Genomic DNA, 14,818 nt, shown 5'->3' on the forward strand with positions numbered 1-14,818 from the left:
ATCGGATTTAAAGATGGTGTAGTCTGCCCCTGCTTATGGCGGGACTATTGAAATAAGGGTCGCATCCGGTGCTTCGGGCCATGTGCGACCGCTGAGAGAGGATTGAGTTATATGAGCAAAGTTATCGGTATTGACCTTGGAACGACAAACTCCTGCGTAGCCATTCGCGAGGGTAACGAGACAAAGGTTATCGAGAACAGCGAAGGCGCGCGCACGACGCCGTCGATGGTGGCGTTCACCGAAGGTGGTGAAATGCTCGTCGGACAGGCCGCGAAGCGTCAGGCTGTCACCAACCCGACCAATACACTTTACGCTGTAAAGCGTCTGATCGGCCGCCGCTTTGACGATGCGACTGTTCAGAAGGACAAGGAGCTCGTCCCCTATTCCATCGTGAAGGGTGACAACGGCGACGCATGGGTCGAAGCGCGCGGCAAAGGCTATGCGCCTTCCCAGATCGCAGCGTTCGTGCTCGGCAAGATGAAGGAAACCGCTGAGTCTTACCTCGGCGAGAAGGTCACTCAGGCTGTCATCACGGTTCCTGCCTACTTCAATGACGCCCAGCGTCAGGCAACGAAAGACGCCGGTCGTATCGCGGGCCTTGAAGTCCTGCGTATCATCAACGAGCCGACGGCAGCCGCTCTGGCTTATGGTCTTGAGAAGAAGAACGGCGGCACTGTCGCGGTTTATGACCTTGGCGGCGGCACGTTCGACGTGTCCGTCCTCGAGATCTCTGATGGCGTGATCGAAGTGAAGTCCACCAACGGTGACACGTTCCTTGGTGGTGAAGACTTCGACAACCGCATCATCGACTTCCTCGCCAGCGAGTTCAAGCGCGATCAGGGCATCGACCTGAAGTCCGACAAGCTGGCTCTGCAGCGTCTGAAGGAAGCTGCTGAAAAGGCGAAGATCGAGCTGTCTTCCTCCAAGGAGACCGAGATCAACCTGCCGTTCATCACGGCTGACGCTTCGGGTCCGAAGCATCTCGTGGTGAAGCTGACCCGTGCGAAGCTGGAAAGCCTTGTGGACGATCTGATCGCCCGCACGATGGAGCCTTGCAAGGCCGCTCTGAAGGACGCAGGTCTGAACGGTTCCCAGATCGACGAAGTCATTCTCGTCGGCGGCATGACCCGTATGCCGAAGGTGATCGAAGCCGTTAAGGAGTTCTTCGGCAAGGAGCCTGCCCGTAACGTGAACCCCGACGAAGTCGTGGCGATCGGTGCGGCCATTCAGGGCGCGGTCCTGAAGGGTGACGTGAAGGACGTCCTGCTTCTCGACGTGACGCCGCTGTCGCTTGGTATCGAAACGCTGGGTGGCGTGTTCACCCGTCTGATCGACCGCAACACGACGATCCCGACGAAGAAGAGCCAGACCTTCTCCACGGCTGAAGACAACCAGAATGCCGTCACCATCAAGGTCTATCAGGGCGAGCGTGAGATGGCGGCTGACAACAAGCTGCTGGGCAACTTCGACCTGACCGGTATCGCTCCGGCTCCCCGCGGCGTGCCGCAGATCGAAGTCACGTTCGACATCGACGCGAACGGTATCGTTTCCGTCTCCGCCAAGGACAAGGCGACCGGAAAGGAGCAGCAGATCAAGATCCAGGCTTCTGGTGGTCTGTCCGATGCCGACATCGACAAGATGGTCAAGGACGCCGAAGCGAACGCAACGGCTGACAAAGCGAAGCGTGAAGCGGTCGAAGCCCGCAACAACGCCGAGGGTCTGGTCAATCAGGTTGAGAAGTCTCTTGCCGAAGCCGGCGACAAGGTTCCCGCTGCTGACCGTAGCGAAGCGGAAAGCGCTGTTGCCGCAGTCAAGTCTGCTCTTGAAGGCTCCGATGCTGAAGCTGTGAAATCTGCATCCGAGCGTCTGACACAGGCTGCGATGAAGATTGGTGAAGCGGTCTACAAGGCTGAGCAGGCTGGTGGTGCCGGTGCCGAAGGTGCTGCCGCTGGTGGCGCGAAGCCGGACGACAAGGTGGTTGACGCCGATTTTGAAGAAATCGACGACAAAAAAGCCTGAGCGGACAGGTTCTGACAGGGTGACCGGATAAAACCGGTTTATCCTGCAGGGTAGAAACGCCGTATCTTCAAGGCGCCCGTTCCAGTCAATGGGGCGGGCGTCATCTTTTATGTCCTCCCGGCGTCATGATGCGACGCGTGCGAGAGGGAGCCCGCTTACGAGGAAATCAATGGCCACGAAACTTGATTATTACGCTGTTCTGGAAGTCACGCGAGAAGTCTCTTCTGATGAACTGAAAAAAGCGTACCGCAAGCTGGCCATGAAATATCATCCGGATCGCAATGCCGGAGATGCGTCGGCGGAAGAGCGGTTCAAGCAGATCAACGAAGCCTATGACATTCTGAAGGATGCTGAAAAACGCGCGGCCTATGACCGTTTTGGGCATGCTGCGTTCGAAGGCGGCGGCGGTGGCCCCGGTGGTTTCGACTTTGGCGGCGGCTTTGCCGGAGGTGGTCTGGGCGACATTTTTGAGCAGATGTTTGGCGACATGATGGGCGGCCGTCGTGGCGGCGGCGGTGGACGCAGTGCTGGCGCCGATATCCAGACCCAGGTCGAGATATCGCTGGCGGAAGCGTTCGCTGGCGTCAAGAAATCCATCACCATCAAAACCCGCGTCATGTGCGAGTCCTGCGACGGCACCGGCTCAAATGAGAAAGATGCGGGCGTTCAGGTTTGCCCGAGCTGTCATGGTGCGGGCAAGGTCCGTGCGCAGCAGGGGTTCTTTGTGGTCGAGCGTCCCTGTCCGACGTGTCATGGGGCTGGTCGTGTGGTCAAGGATCCGTGTCAGGCCTGCCACGGTGTTGGGACGGTAGAGAAGCCTCGCACACTGGAGATTGCTATCCCGGCCGGCGTGGAAGATGGCACGCGGATAAGGCTGTCCGGAGAAGGTCAGTCTGGTGGTAAGGGAGCTCCGGCCGGAGATCTGTATGTCCATATCGGCGTTCAGGCCAGCGAACTGTTCCAGCGTGATGGCTCCAATATTTACTGCCGTGTTCCGCTGCGCATGGCGCAGGCTGCTCTCGGTACTGAAGTTGAGGTGCCTGTGGTTGATGGCGGTCGTGCCAGCGTGAAAATCCCGGCGGGGACGCAAAGCGGTGAGCATTTCCGTCTGAGAGGAAAAGGTTTCTCCGCACTGCGGTCATCTTCCCGCGGTGACATGTATGTGCAGGTTGTCGTCGAGACCCCGCAGAATCTTTCCAAACGCCAGAAAGAACTTCTGGAGGAGTTTGAAAAGGAAGCGGGCGAGCATGTGAAGAGCAGCCCGGAACATGCGGGATTCTTCTCGCGTGTGAAGGACTTCTTTGAAGGCCGAAGCTAACATCTGCGGGTTTTCAGACCAGCTGATCTTCTGATAAAGATCAGCCGGGATACAGTATGAAAGGTCAGGAAAGCCTATAGGTGCTCCTGACCTTTTTATTTCTCATGAGGGGTCTGGCTCCCATGCCGGGACGGGGACGAAAGCGTCTGCTTCGTGGTCAGAGGAATTGGCGGCTGCTTTGTGGCCGGTCCGTTTTCTGCGGAGGAGTCGCTTCTGGAAGCCTGCCCTGCAAATGGATACTCACCCAGAATATGCTGGGCGATCTGCGGATAACGGGTCATCAGACCGAGCAGGGTGCCGTTGGTCCATCCAAAGCCGATCTGCATCGGGTACTCACCCCCACCAGCGCCTCCCGTCGGGCTGATTTCAGGATTGACCACATCGTATTTCTCAAGAAGAACACCACTTTTTTCATAAGTGCCGATGACGCGCTCCATCCACCGTTGCGCAATATCCTGCGCCAGGCCATCCTCGCCATACAGGTTGAGACCCTTGATCGCCATCCATTGCAGGGGCGCCCATCCGTTGGGTGAATCCCACTGCTGTCCACTCGTGACATCAGTTGCGACGAGCCCACCGGGCTTCAGCAGTTTTTCCTTGATGGTCCTGGCGACGATATGCGCCTGCTGGTCCGTGGCGATGTGCATGAACAGAGGTACGGCCGTTGCCGCTGACAGCACATCTGTCAGCGTGCCGGTTTTCCAGTCGTAATCGTAGAAAGCGCCTCTTTTCGGATCCCACAGCACGCGGCGAATGGCGGCAACGCGCCGGTCAGCGTCGGCTTTGTAGAAAGCCGCTTTCTGTTTGTTTCCCGAAAGGTCATAGGCATGGGAAAGGGTTTGCGAAAGATGGGCCACCATAACGCTCATCTCGATCGTGATGAGATCCGTCGTGTGAATGGTGGAAAGCGTGTGGCGGTCCATCAGCCAGCGTGATGAAAAATCCCACCCTGTTTCAGAACCGGCCCGTAAATTACGCCATACCTCCGCAGACGGACGGGAGGTCGAGGCTGCCGTTGCGATATCCTCAGGATAGCTCTCGTCCCGTGGCGTATCGAGATCATCCCAGGGGCGCGTCAGGAGAGTGCCATCTTTCAGCCTGACAGCATGTCGCCACGCATGACCGGGCTCCAGTTTTGCTTCTCCATCGGTCCAGTAGTCATATTCACGCTGCAATTCGGGCAGATACTGGATGTAGGTCTTGTTGCCGTCATGACTGGCCAGAAGATCCGTCATCAACGCGAAGAAAGCGGGCTGCGAACGGCCAAGATAGTAAGTCCGGCTCCCGTTCGGAATATGTCCGTACCGGTCGATCAGCGACGCCAGATCCCTGTAGGTGGAGCGCATCAGATCAATGCGTCCGCCCTCATACAGGCCGATCATCGTGAAATAGGTGTCCCAGTAATAAAGTTCCGTAAAGCGACCACCAGGAACAACGTATTTTTCAGGCAGAGGCAGCAGGGAGGACCAGGGCACGGGAGTATCCGGTTGCCGGGTCAGCACATCCCACATGCCTGTGATGTAATCCTTCACGTTTTCGCCCGGCTTGCGCTGATAGGCGGCTGACGTGATGGCCGGAATCGTGAAGTACGTGGCGACAAAAGTTTTCAGGTCAAAACCCGGATCGTTCTTCTGTGCCCGCCATGTGGCCAGAATCTCTTCCGGCGGCCGGTTGGGGTAAGCGTCTGCGGCAGCTTTCGCATCATTGAAGATGTGTGCTTTTCCGATGGCCGAAAACAGTCCGTCCAGAGCGATTGAAGGAGGACGAAGATCCTGCTGGCCCGGTAACTTCGGGGCCTGGGGTGGAGGGATGATTGCAGGGTGAAGGATGACTGTGGAGGGTGTGCCTGAGGACGGGACTGTTCCGTCGTATTCTGCGGTCATTACCGGATCTCCGGGCCCTGTGGTCTGTGCAGCGGCTGGCCATGACGATAACAGCGAAGAGGCGAAAAGGCTGGAGGCCAGTGAACATGCGAGGATGGAAAAATGGTAACGCCTCAAGAGAAATCCTTTCGTGCGACCGTGTCCTTGCAGGATAATGACGCAATACCCCCCTGCGGGTTTTCCGGTCCGGAAGAAACCGGTTATGACATAAGGACGTATCATGATGGTGAACGCCAGTCAGGACGTTCCCGCCTTCTGCCCCGGAGTCTTGCCCATGTCGTCCACTGCCTCAACCCGGAATACCGCTGTATCTGCCGGGGAAAAGAGCGTGCAGTCCTCGGTTGCGGGCCTTGGGCCGCTTGCCGCGACGGATCATCTTTTCTTTGAACGCGCCGGTGGTCTGCTGAGTCGGGACGAGGCGGAGAGCATGACCGCCCATGCGCTGGAAGGCATGGAGGACGGAGAACTTTTTCTCGAATACCGGGAAAGTGAAGGGCTGTCGCTGGATGACGGAGTCATTCGTTCGGCCTCTTTCGATACGTCAAGCGGTTTTGGCCTGCGCAGTGTGCTGGGTGAGGAAACGGGATTCGCCCATTCCGACGAGATCAGCACGTCCTCTCTCAGGCGGGCAGCCGAGACGGTGTCAGCCGTAAGAGGCGGTCGGTCCGGTATCATGGCGCCGCCTCCGCGCTCGACCAACACGCGCCTTTATAGCGATAATAACCCGCTGCATGAGACGGATTTCGCCCGACGCGCCGCCCTGCTCGGTCAGATTGATGCTTATGCCCGGGGCAAGGACAGCCGCGTCGTGCAGGTGATGGCGTCCATCGCCTCCGAATGGCAGGCCGTGCAGATCATCCGTGCGGATGGGCTGAGAGTTGCGGATATCCGCCCTCTGGTGCGTCTCAACGTATCGGTTGTGGTGGAAAAGGATGGACGCCGCGAGAGCGGTTCCTACGGTTTTGGCGGTCGCTACAGCGTGACGAAACTGCTTGAAGAGAACGCCTGGCAGCATGGAGTTGATGAAGCGTTGCGGACAGCGCTGGTCAATCTGGATGCGCGTCCTGCGCCGGCGGGCGAGATGGAGATCGTGCTTGGCTCAGGGTGGCCGGGAATCCTTCTGCATGAGGCGGTGGGACACGGTCTGGAAGGTGACTTCAATCGCAAGAAGACCTCCATGTTCTCGGATCTGATAGGAAAACGGGTCGCCAGTCCCGGCGTGACAGTGGTGGATGACGGCACATTGCCTGATCGTCGTGGCAGTCTGACGGTGGATGATGAAGGCACGCCCTCCGGTAGAACGGTGATGATTGAGGACGGCATCCTGACAGGCTTCATTCAGGATCGTCTGAACGCCCGTCTGATGGGCGTTGCCCCGACAGGGAACGGACGTCGTCAGTCTTATGGCTACATGCCGCTGCCCCGTATGACCAACACCCTGATGCTGGCCGGTCAGGCAAGTACTGACAATATGATCCGGTCAGTGAAACGCGGGCTTTATGCAGTGAATTTCGGTGGTGGTCAGGTGGACATCACGTCCGGGAAATTCGTGTTTGCAGCGTCCGAAGCCTACATGATCGAGGATGGGAAAGTGACGGCGCCTGTTCGGGGGGCGACTCTGATCGGTAATGGCGCTGATGCGATGACATCCATTTCGATGATTGGCGCTGATATGGCTCTTGATCCGGGTATTGGAACCTGCGGCAAAGCCGGGCAGGGCGTGCCTGTCGGTGTGGGTCAGCCTACCCTGAAAATGACCGGCCTGACCGTGGGAGGCACCGCTTCCTGATCGGCGGATAAGGCTGTGTGGAGCAGAATATCAGGGTTTCTGCTCCCTTTCGTGGAATAAAAGAGGGTGGACGTCTTTCCTCTTGATAAATCAGCGTCCCCCAAAAACCTGCTCTGCCAACGAGTTATTTGATCAGCCGCAGGCCGCTACTGGTGATGATGCTCGACAGGGAAGACGCCAGCGCGCTTTTAATGGTGGGGCCATCGTCGGCTTCGAAGTAATAGTCAGAACTTGTAGCGCATGCCTGCATGGCGCCCTGCATGGAACCTGGTCCGGTCGTCGGCAGGGGAGCAATAACAGTGTCATACTGCTGCGACCCATAAATGGGATAGTATGGCACCCATACAGAGAGAAGAGTGACTCCCATTTGCTTCAGGTTGGTGCAGGCTGATTGATAAGCCACTGTTACGATATGCTGATAGCCGTTAGCATTGCTGTAGATATCCTGCGCTCCATCTGAAATGAAAATGACATAAGTTCTTTGGCTGTTTTCACTTTCACCCTGACCGACATTGGTGAGTTGGCTGGCGATACTGTTGAGGGCGTCGCCTGTTCTGGTATACCCTAGCACAGGCAGGGCCACAGCATTTTCGAGATCAATTGTGCTGGCAACAGAATTTACAGCATTCAGATCCGTCGTGGGAGCCTGTATCTGCTGTATTGTGGTCCCGTAAGTCGTAATACTTGCTGTGATGTGATTCTGATCTATATTCGAATAGTCAATGAGCTGGGCCATGAAATCCTGAACAGCCTGATTGACGTAGTCAATTTTGAGATTGATTCCGGCATTCTTTGCTGTGACTCGGGTATTGCATGGCGGAAGCCAGGAATTCCAGGATGAGGAAGATCCCTTAACGCAGGATCCCCGGTATCCGTTTGGGTCATGGCAGGCGAACGCACATTGTGCAGAACTGTTTTCAAGGGCGCTGATGTCCGCAGGTGTGCCGCCAATTCCCATGGAGTTGGAAATATCAACAAGAAATATGATCTGAATGTAAGAGTTGCCGAGTGTCATGGTGGCGGTGGATGTAACTGAAACAGCCGTTCCGGCACTCCGAAGAAACCCGCTCATGAAAGAGGATGTTTTTTTGGAAAGAGTGACCGAGACATTTCCCGAATACGTCGAAAGAGATGTGTAGGTCACACTGATATCAGGGGCCGTGGAGGATGCTGGTGTATTGGCTTTCACATAGTTCTCGACAGTCTGCTGGGCCATGGACGCGATATCGGCCTGGCTCATGGCGGTGCTGGAACTGGCCTGTGCTGCCCGGACAGTTTTTTCAGCTTGCAGGGCTGCGGCGTCCGCTACTCCCTGTAATGTTTTTTTGTTTTCGACTGACGCGCCAAGATTCACAGTGACGGCAATGCCGACAAGGAGCATTGAGACGCCGACGGCCGCCATAAGGCTGACGCCGCCTTTTCGACAGTTATAAAACCTCTGATGTCCGAACATTCTGAAGCGTTAAAACCATTCATGGTTGCCAGAATGCCCAATTAAACAGGGAAATCGTTTATAAATTATTTATTTTTTGAGGCTTGCCATTTAATTGCATGAAAAAATCATTTGTTTTTCAGGGGCTTGGTAAAAACTGTAGATTGGCCTGTAAATTCATTTTCAAAATAAATGAAACAAAAAATCAGTGTGGGACAAAGAGTTTCAGTAAAAAAGCCGCCCCGATGAACCCTACAGTGCTCACTGCCCAGATGGCTGCAAACCAGCCGAACCGGCGCAGGAGACTCCGGGGGGCTTTCTCCCCCCGGCCGGAAACGATCGCGTCAGTGATACGCATCGGCTTCCGTGACCTTTCCGCGGAAAACGCGATAGGAATAGACCGTATAGGCCAGAATGATGGGGATCAGGATGGCCGTTCCCACAAGCTGGAAAGCCTGACTGGATGGCGGGGAAGAAACATCCCACAGGGTCAGGGACGGAGGAACCATATACGGGAAAATGGAAATCCCGAGACCGGTGAAGCACAGAAAAAACCACCCCAGCGCGCAGAGAAACGGCGTGACCGGATGTTCCTTCTGTAAACCGCGGACAAACAGGAACGCCAGAAGCACCACAAGCACGGGTACGGGCGCGACGAACAGGATGTTTGGCCAGTCAGTCCAACGTACGAGATAGGGTGCGTGCAGCATCGGTGTCCACAGGCTGACGGCGATAATACCCACGAAAAGGCTGACTGCCAGACGTCGCGCCCAGTAACGGCAGTTGGCTTCCAGCACGCCTGTTGTGCGCCAGACCAGCCAGCAGGCGCCGAGTAGTGCATAGCCGCACATCACGGACAGCCCGCAAAGAATGCTGAAGGGTGTCAGCCAGTCCAGTGGACCTCCGTTGAAAGCGTCTTTCGTCACCGACACGCCCTGAATAACGCCGCCAAGAATCGCGCCCTGACAGAATGCGGCGGTCGCTGATCCCCCCATGAACGCGATATCCCAAAGGCCCGCTCGGCCGGTCTCGCGTGTCATGATGCGGAATTCAAAAGCCACGCCACGAAAGATCAGCGCCAGAACCATCAGAAGAATTGGCAGATACAGCGCTGGCAGAAGGGTGGAGTACGCCCCGGGGAAGACGCCGTAAAGCGTCGCGCCGCCGAGGATCATCCACGTTTCGTTACCATCCCAGACGGGGGCGATGGTGTTCACCATGATATCCCGCCGTCCCCGATCACGTTCAACGGCGAACAGCATGCCGATCCCCAGATCGAAACCGTCCAGAATGACGTAAATGAGAATTGCCACAGCAAGGATCACCGTCCAGATGACCGGTAGCCAGTAAGCTGCATCACTCATTGTCTCAGGCTCCGTGGTCTGGAGAGGAAAGGACGGTTTCAGGATGGGACCGCGTGCCCAGAACCGAGGCTGCGTCCTGCTCGCTCAGATCATGCTCGCCTTCTTCCGGTTGGCGACCCAGCATACGGAGAAGGATGGCGATGCCGGAACCAAAGACGATGACATACACCACGACGAACGCCGTCATGGAGAGAGCCATGCTGGGCAGCATGATGGGGGAAACGCTGTCAGCCGTTCTGAGCAGGCCGTAAACAGTCCATGGCTGACGCCCGACTTCGGTTGTCACCCAGCCGCAGAGCAGGGCCAGAAAGCCTGAAGGCGCCATGACCACCGCCAGCCGGTGCAGGAATGGACTTGTAAAAAGCCTGCCGCGCCAGCGCATGTAGAGAGACAGGAATCCCGTCGCGGCCATCAGCATGCCGAGCGCGATCATGATACGGAAGCTGAAGAAGATGATCGGTGACGGGGGGCGCTGATCCGCCGGGAAGTCCTTCATCCCCGGCACTTTGCCGTCAAGGCTGTGCGTCAGGATCAGGGAGCCGGCGAAAGGGAGTTTGATGGCGTAATCAGTGTGTTCGGTTTTCATGTTCGGAATGCCGAACAGGATTTCCGGAGCGTGGCTTTCCGTCTCCCAATCGCCTTCCAGCGCTGCGATTTTGACTGGCTGATATTTCAGCGTATTCAGGCCGTGTGCGTCCCCGGCAAGAATCTGAAGCGGTGCGACGATGGTCGCCATCCACATGGCCATGGAGAACATGACCTTTACGGGCTGACTGATGGGCAGGCCTTTACGTTTGTCCCGCAGCATGTGCCAGGCGGCCGTGCCACCGATGATGAATGCGACGGACAGGAAAGCCGCCATTCCCATATGCACAAGACGATAGGGGAAGGAGGGATTGAAGACAATCGCCAGCCAGTCTTCCGGCATGAAGCGCCCGGTCGCAGGATCTATGCTGTAACCGGCGGGCGTCTGCATCCATGAGTTGGAGGCCAGAATCCATGTCATGGAGATCAGCGTTCCGACCGAGACGCAGCAGGTTGCGGCGAAGTGCAGCCCGCGCCCGACCTTGTTCATGCCGAAGAGCATGACGCCGAGAAAACCGGCTTCCAGAAAGAAGGCCGTCATCACTTCGTACGACAGCAGGACACCGGTAATCGGTCCGGCTTTTCGCGAGAACACGGACCAGTTGGTGCCGAATTCATAGGACATCACCAGTCCTGAAACGACGCCCATTCCGAACACGACGGAAAAGATCTTGATCCAGTAACGGTAGAGATCGAGGTAGACCTGTTTGTCCGTCCTGAGCCAGAGCCCTTCCAGAACAGCCAGATAGGCGGCCAGTCCGATGGAAAAAGCAGGAAAAACAATATGAACGCCTACGGTGAAGGCGAACTGAAAGCGGGCCAGAAGCAGTGCTGATGCCGCGGAGACCATCGGATGCCCTTTAAAGTGTCGTCAGAAGGTAATTCGTTTCACAACGTAGGACAGCAAAGAGAAGTTGCAAAAGAAAATTTGTGTCAGTGCAGGAGGGGATTCGGGAAAGTATAATTGATATCATCCAAATAATGTCTTTGATGCGACTGTCATGGTGTGCCTGCGTGCCGTTTCAGGAACAGGTGTGTCAGAAACAGGTCATCTTGTGACAGTAAAAGCTCTTGGTGAAGCTTTTTTCAAAAAGCTTCATGGAATATCCTATTGTTTGAAAATAAAAATCTCGATTAAAACGTCTGAATTGTTTGAAAGGAATTTCATGAGAGACTTTTCAGGGCAGACATCCTGGAACGAATGCTTCGTCCTTTCATAACGGCCCGGTTCAGGATAGTCCGGCCCCCTGTGTTTCAAGAAGAAGGCGGAACATCTGTGAGCCGCAGCACATGTAAAGCTCGTTACGTTTTGGGCCACCAAAAGTGAGGTTGGAACACCCGAATGGCAGACGGATCCGTCCGATCAGTTTTCCGGTCGGACTGTAGCAGAGCACGCCGGCCAGCCCGAAGGGACCGGAGGCTCCACACCACAGATTACCGAACACATCTGTGCGGATGCCATCAGGGATCATATTGTGGTTTTCAAGCATGAAGGGACAGAAAATACGCCGGTTCTGCGGATGCCCATTGATCATGTCGAACGCATAGATCACGTGCTGTGGACCGCGTGTGTCATGCGTGGGAGGCGGCAGGGTGCCTGTTGCATAGAAAATTTTCTGATCCGGTGAGAAACACAGACCATTTGGGGTAGGGACGTCTTCTGGGGACAGAACGGCTTCGATCGTGCCGTTCTGTCCGTCGACCCGAAAAATATGAACGGCCTGCCTGGCGTGACCGGCGAACTGAACCGGCAGTTCAGTGCCGAGAGTCCAGCGTAATTTCCCGGTCGGATTGGCGCCGTTGCCGGGTGAGTCAGGATGCCCTTCGATCAGGGTGTCGCCATAGGCCGGGTCGGTAAACCATATGCTGTTGTCAGATGGATTTACGATGACATCATTGGGAGAGTTGAGCGGCTTTCCATTGAATGAGTCCGCAATAACGCTACAGCTTCCGTCATGTTCCCAGCGGATGACGCGACGCATATCATGTTCGCAACTGATGATGCGCCCCTGCGTATCGAGGGTATTGCCATTGCTGTGATAGCTTTCCTGTCGAAAAACGGACAGTGAGCCTTCTCCTGCGCCAGCGGGAGGGATCAGACGATATTGCTGGCTGCGGATGGTGTCGCTGAGCAGAAGAATGCGCGCTTCACCAAGCCAGGCCGGTCCTTCCAGCCAGCCGCCGCCTGTCAGCACGCGCTGTATGGGCGTGTTGGGAAACAGGAGATCCCGGAAAGATGGATCAAGGCTTATGATGTCGGGGTCGGGAAGATAACCGGTCGGTGCCTGAGAATCCCATGAGCGGGGTGGGGCAGACAGGGTTGATGGTGGTTCAGGCTGTGTTGCCGCCTTCGCAGGTGATGCTGCAATCATACTGAGGCCGGTGGCAAGAAATGCGCGTCGTCCAGCCAGTGGCGGCATGGTGGAGAGTCTCCCGATTGCGTCTTCGTCAGGTGGCAGATTGCGGTGTGGGGGGCCTGATAGCTGGTCCCGGCTCAGTATGGTTCAAAACATCAGAAATTTACAGACCAATACATCTTGTCTTTTCAATATTTACAGCCCCAGCCTCTTATAACGATACGACCATGCCACGCTGGGATGCGGTGGAATCAAAGAGAAGAACCTATGAAAACTGATGAAATTCTCTCTGAGCTGGCGCCGCAGGGTGTCATCAGGACAGCGATCAATCTCGGCAATCCCGTTCTCGCATCCCGTGATGCGACGACAGGAGAACTTGCTGGCGTGTCGGTCGATCTGGCCCGGGAAGTCGGGCGAAGACTGAATGTGGCGATTGATTTCAGATCCTTTGACGCGGCAGGCAAGGTGACGGACGCTGTCTCGTCCGGGGAACTGGATATGATGTTTCTGGCTGTGGATCCGGTGAGGGCTGCCGAAATTCTCTTTACAGCACCTTATGTTGTGATCGAAGGCACGTATCTTGTCCGTGAGGATGCGCCCTACCGGACCATTGAGGATATGGACCGCGCCGGTGTTCATATCGCCGTGGGGAAAGGGGCTGCCTATGACCTCTTTCTGACGCGCCATCTGAAGCAGGCATCTCTTGAACGAGCGGCAACATCCCCGGACGCCATTGCCCTTTTTGCCACTCGACAACTGGATGCCGCAGCCGGTGTCCGTCAGCCTCTGACGGTTTATGCTGCGGAAAATCCGGGGTATCGGGTGCTTCCCGGACGTTTTACGGCGATCGAGCAGGGAATGGGTGTTCCGAAAGGACGGGAAATCGCCCGAGCCTGGTTGCAGGACTTTATTGAAGATGTGAAAGCGAGTGGACTGATCAGAAAATTGCTGAATGCGCATGGCCAGAGTGCGGCCAGTGTCGCGCCTCCGTCGGCCGGGTGGCCCACTTTCTGACGCGAGTGGGTATAAATGAAGCCGGACGCTTTAATTGTATTGTTAATATATTGTTTTTATTTGTAAAGTGCGATTTTGAGCGTCGTCTTTAATCCAGCAGGCGTCACGCACAGTTTCCGAGCAAGACGGGCTTGTCATCCGGTTGCCAGGGATTGAAACGATGCATGACCAGTTCAAAGAGATGTGAAGATGTGAAATTCTTTAGCCATTTCTGTAAGCGGGGAATGTCCTGCGCCGCAAACCATGCGGAATCTGTCGCGGAAAACTGACGGATAAAAGGGGCGATGGCTGCGTCTGTAAGGCCGAAGACTTTCCCGTTCAGAAAGGGCGAAATTTCCAGCCTCGCTTCAAGGTCAAAGAGAATTTTCAATGCCTCATGTCGATGATGATGGGGGTCGCTCTGATGGCGTGTGGCGTATTTATAAAGATCGAGATGGTGCTTGAAGAGCGTGTCATTTCGCTCGATCAGATCGTAATGGGTGTTTTCGAGCCAGCGTCCGGGATCGGAGTGGGATAATGCCCACCTCATGATGTCCAGACTTTCATCAATCACACGGTCATCAGATAAAACGAGAACGGGAACCGTGCCTTTTGGTGACACGTTCAGCATTGCCTCTGGTTTGGCTGATAGTTTGATTTCCCGGCACTCACAGTCAGTCTGGCTGGAGAGCAAGGCGAGGCGCGCACGCATTGCATAAGGGCAGCGTCGGAACGTGTAGAGAACCGGCGATGTCATTTTCGTATATGCGCAGATGGCTGGAGCGGAGAAAACAGATTAAACGTTTCATGATCTGATATGGAAACGGATCATATAAAGTAGAACGGCAAATGGCCACTCAAAATTTTCCAGAAAGCTACGTATGAATTGCTAAAGGGAATTTGATCAATATTTTTAAAAATCTTTACATAATAAGATTATTTTAAATGTTAATCTGGTTTTTATGGGCTGTGTCCCAAACACTATTAAAGGGGCTCAATCCCCTTGCCCTGGCCTGTGTTCAACCGGAATGAAGGAGGATGAGAGCTTTCCCTGTTACCGTAATGTGAGTAGGCAGGC

10 protein-coding genes are annotated in these 14,818 nt (G+C 55.6%); 4 read left to right on the top strand and 6 right to left on the bottom strand.

Annotation, left to right across the window (positions count from 1 at the left end; translation table 11 throughout):
* The first annotated feature begins 111 nt into the window (after positions 1–111).
* Both dnaK and dnaJ read left to right on the top strand, forming a co-directional pair.
* The gene (gene dnaK, locus A0U92_RS16625) at positions 112–2,019 is read left to right on the top strand and encodes a molecular chaperone DnaK (protein ID WP_077814082.1); all 1,908 of its coding nucleotides are present in this window, start codon (positions 112–114) and stop codon (positions 2,017–2,019) included.
* Between the two features lie 169 nt (positions 2,020–2,188).
* Positions 2,189–3,337: a molecular chaperone DnaJ gene (dnaJ, locus tag A0U92_RS16630; protein ID WP_077814083.1), complete on the top strand. Its 1,149-nt coding sequence runs from the start codon at positions 2,189–2,191 to the stop codon at positions 3,335–3,337.
* Between the two features lie 95 nt (positions 3,338–3,432).
* Here dnaJ and treF read toward each other — a convergent pair whose 3' ends face one another.
* Positions 3,433–5,220: an alpha,alpha-trehalase TreF gene (gene treF / locus A0U92_RS16635; RefSeq protein WP_077814084.1), complete on the bottom strand. Its 1,788-nt coding sequence runs from the start codon at positions 5,218–5,220 to the stop codon at positions 3,433–3,435.
* 274 nt (positions 5,221–5,494) lie between these two features.
* On the opposite strand from treF, the gene tldD reads away from it, so the two are divergent.
* Positions 5,495–7,009 carry a metalloprotease TldD gene (gene tldD / locus A0U92_RS16640; RefSeq protein WP_077814538.1) on the top strand — a complete coding sequence of 505 codons (1,515 nt, stop codon included), beginning with the start codon at positions 5,495–5,497 and terminating at the stop codon, positions 7,007–7,009.
* Between the two features lie 124 nt (positions 7,010–7,133).
* Here tldD and A0U92_RS16645 read toward each other — a convergent pair whose 3' ends face one another.
* The 4 genes from A0U92_RS16645 to A0U92_RS16665 all read right to left on the bottom strand — a co-directional run bounded on the left by A0U92_RS16645 (position 7,134) and on the right by A0U92_RS16665 (position 12,810).
* Positions 7,134–8,411 (bottom strand): vWA domain-containing protein, encoded by a 1,278-nt coding sequence (locus A0U92_RS16645; RefSeq protein ID WP_187668805.1) that lies wholly within the window; start codon positions 8,409–8,411, stop codon positions 7,134–7,136.
* Positions 8,412–8,785: 374 nt separating this feature from the next.
* Positions 8,786–9,805, bottom strand: a complete 1,020-nt coding sequence (cydB, locus tag A0U92_RS16650) for a cytochrome d ubiquinol oxidase subunit II (RefSeq protein WP_077814086.1) — start codon at positions 9,803–9,805, stop codon at positions 8,786–8,788.
* Between the two features lie 4 nt (positions 9,806–9,809).
* Positions 9,810–11,240 carry a cytochrome ubiquinol oxidase subunit I gene (locus A0U92_RS16655; RefSeq protein ID WP_077814087.1) on the bottom strand — a complete coding sequence of 477 codons (1,431 nt, stop codon included), beginning with the start codon at positions 11,238–11,240 and terminating at the stop codon, positions 9,810–9,812.
* Between the two features lie 379 nt (positions 11,241–11,619).
* On the bottom strand, positions 11,620–12,810 hold the full coding sequence (locus tag A0U92_RS16665; RefSeq protein WP_077814089.1) for an SMP-30/gluconolactonase/LRE family protein: 1,191 nt from the start codon (positions 12,808–12,810) through the stop codon (positions 11,620–11,622).
* Positions 12,811–13,014: 204 nt separating this feature from the next.
* Between A0U92_RS16665 and A0U92_RS16670 the strand changes: the two genes are divergently transcribed.
* Positions 13,015–13,761: an ABC transporter substrate-binding protein gene (locus tag A0U92_RS16670; protein WP_077814090.1), complete on the top strand. Its 747-nt coding sequence runs from the start codon at positions 13,015–13,017 to the stop codon at positions 13,759–13,761.
* 103 nt (positions 13,762–13,864) lie between these two features.
* Here A0U92_RS16670 and A0U92_RS16675 read toward each other — a convergent pair whose 3' ends face one another.
* Positions 13,865–14,497 (bottom strand): glutathione S-transferase, encoded by a 633-nt coding sequence (locus A0U92_RS16675; RefSeq protein WP_077814091.1) that lies wholly within the window; start codon positions 14,495–14,497, stop codon positions 13,865–13,867.
* Between the last annotated feature and the right edge of the window lie 321 nt (positions 14,498–14,818).

Origin of the sequence: Acetobacter aceti, assembly GCF_002005445.1 — a bacterium.
Lineage (GTDB): Bacteria > Pseudomonadota > Alphaproteobacteria > Acetobacterales > Acetobacteraceae > Acetobacter > Acetobacter aceti_B.

Bases quoted from the DNA above. Each gene is read 5' to 3' on its own strand.
- dnaK (WP_077814082.1), top strand. From the start codon at position 112: ATGAGCAAAGTTATCGGTATTGACCTTGGAACGACAAACTCCTGCGTA.
- A0U92_RS16645 (WP_187668805.1), bottom strand. From the start codon at position 8,411: ATGGCGGCCGTCGGCGTCTCAATGCTCCTTGTCGGCATTGCCGTCACT.
- cydB (WP_077814086.1), bottom strand. From the start codon at position 9,805: ATGAGTGATGCAGCTTACTGGCTACCGGTCATCTGGACGGTGATCCTT.
- A0U92_RS16665 (WP_077814089.1), bottom strand. From the start codon at position 12,810: ATGCCGCCACTGGCTGGACGACGCGCATTTCTTGCCACCGGCCTCAGT.
- A0U92_RS16675 (WP_077814091.1), bottom strand. From the start codon at position 14,497: ATGACATCGCCGGTTCTCTACACGTTCCGACGCTGCCCTTATGCAATG.
- A0U92_RS16655 (WP_077814087.1), bottom strand. From the start codon at position 11,240: ATGGTCTCCGCGGCATCAGCACTGCTTCTGGCCCGCTTTCAGTTCGCC.
- dnaJ (WP_077814083.1), top strand. From the start codon at position 2,189: ATGGCCACGAAACTTGATTATTACGCTGTTCTGGAAGTCACGCGAGAA.
- tldD (WP_077814538.1), top strand. From the start codon at position 5,495: ATGTCGTCCACTGCCTCAACCCGGAATACCGCTGTATCTGCCGGGGAA.
- treF (WP_077814084.1), bottom strand. From the start codon at position 5,220: ATGACCGCAGAATACGACGGAACAGTCCCGTCCTCAGGCACACCCTCC.
- A0U92_RS16670 (WP_077814090.1), top strand. From the start codon at position 13,015: ATGAAAACTGATGAAATTCTCTCTGAGCTGGCGCCGCAGGGTGTCATC.